Origin of the sequence: Mycobacterium sp. UM_Kg27 (assembly GCF_000972905.1) — a bacterium.
In the GTDB taxonomy this organism is placed as follows: domain Bacteria; phylum Actinomycetota; class Actinomycetes; order Mycobacteriales; family Mycobacteriaceae; genus Mycobacterium.
The window spans coordinates 1-1,654 of sequence record NZ_JRMM01000266.1; the positions used below are offsets into that span (position 1 = coordinate 1).

Below are 1,654 nucleotides of genomic sequence, written 5' to 3' on the forward strand. Positions count from 1 at the left end.
AAGCGCGGCGGAGCCGGGCGCGGCGGGTCGCCCGCATCAACACCGGGCGACCGCAAGCGCGGCGGAGCCGGGCGCGGCGGGTCGCCCGCTACCGGGCCGGCACCATCGCCAACTGGCGCGTCTGCACCACGATGCGGCCCTCGCAGTCGACGACGGTGTGGTCCTCGTCGAACCAGTCCTGGCCGATCTGCACGCAGCTGCAGATCACCCGCAGCCAGCCGTCGGCCGGGATGGCCCGCAAGTAGGCGGTGAGTTGCACGGTGGGCGCCCAGCCGTTGCGGTTGACGGCGTAGGTCACCGGAGCCGACACATCGCCGCACAGCAGCGCGAAGAGCACGTCAGGCACGGCATCCTTGGGCCGTACCCACATCTCGATCACCGGCGGCCCGCCGTCCGAGCGGGGGCCCAGCGTGGTCAGTGCCGGCCGGATATCGCAGCCGTGCGCCAGGTGCACGATGTGTTCCATCGGGTGCCCCGGACCGATCGGCTCCAAGCCGGGCGGAGGTTCCGGCGTCATCAACGGCACCACCGGGTTGAACGACAGCAGTGGCGGCGCCTGGTGCTCGGGCTCACTGAGCGTGATGGCGGCGCGCACCGCGGTGCGCTCGCCCTGGTTGAGTTCGACATCGACGAGGCTGACCCGGCGTCCACGCTTGCGGATCGTGGTCACCAGCTGCATCGGGCCGGGGTCCGGTGCCCACAGATAGCTGGCCGACACCGCGACCGGCTGCAGGGCCCCGCCGTGGGCGGTGCGGGCGGCATTGGCGCACAGCGCCAGCATCGCGCCACCGTGCACCTTCGGGCCGATGGTCCAATGCTCGTTGAGCTCGCCGGTAAACGACGCGACATCATCGCTGTGGTCATGACCGTCGATGCGCACCAGGCGCATGGCATCGGTGAACAGCGTGGATGATGAAGTCACGCGTGGCTCCTTGTAACTCAGCGATCGGGCGATCAGCGCAGCAGATGCGTTCGGGCGAACTGCAGCGATTCGGTCAGCAGCGCCTCACGCTCGTGCGGCGAGCGCGCCTGCGAGGTGGTCACTTCCAGCACCACGTGACCGGTGAAGTCGCTGGAGGCCAGCAGCTGACACACCTCGGCGGTGGGCTGGTCACCGCGTCCGGGCACCAGATGCTCATCGGCCGGCAGCCCGGTGCCGTCACACAGGTGCAGGTGCGTCAGCCCCGAGCCCATCCGGCGGGCCATCTCCAACCCGTCGGCGCCGGCGGTCGCGGTATGCGACAGGTCCAACGTGTAGTGCGCGTGGTTGCCGTCGAGTGGGTCGTGGGACGGTGCGAACGCCGAAATCCCCGCTCCCGGGCCGCCTCCGCGGCGACGCATCCGCTCGCGGGACTGATCGGCGCCGAAGAACCGGTCGGCGCGGAACGGGAACATGTTCTCCACCGCTACCGCCACATCGCTGGCGGATTCCAATTCGGCGACTTGATCGCTGAAGCCCTCGGCATAGCGTCGCTGCCAGCGAAACGGCGGATGCACCACCACGGTCTGGGCCTCGAGCTGCTCCGCGGCCCGGACGCTGCGCTCCAGTTTGGAGATCGGGTTGGAGCCCCACACCCGTTGCGAGATCAACAGGCACGGTGCGTGCACCGACAGCACCGGCACCCGGTACTTGCGCTGTCTCTTATACACATCT

Annotated in this window: 2 protein-coding genes; both read right to left on the reverse strand. The window is 69.5% G+C overall.

The features are described from left to right. Positions 1–88: 88 nt before the first annotated feature. The gene (locus LI94_RS21120) at positions 89–889 is read right to left on the reverse strand and encodes a thioesterase family protein (protein ID WP_036458865.1); all 801 of its coding nucleotides are present in this window, start codon (positions 887–889) and stop codon (positions 89–91) included. Between the two features lie 65 nt (positions 890–954). Continuing rightward, a partial coding sequence (locus LI94_RS21125; RefSeq protein ID WP_046302467.1) for a sugar phosphate isomerase/epimerase occupies positions 955–1,654 on the reverse strand: 700 nt, incomplete at its 5' end.

What these genes read in the sequence shown, in the direction of transcription:
- LI94_RS21120 (WP_036458865.1), bottom strand. Translation starts at nt 889, where the DNA reads ATGCGCCTGGTGCGCATCGACGGTCATGACCACAGCGATGATGTCGCG.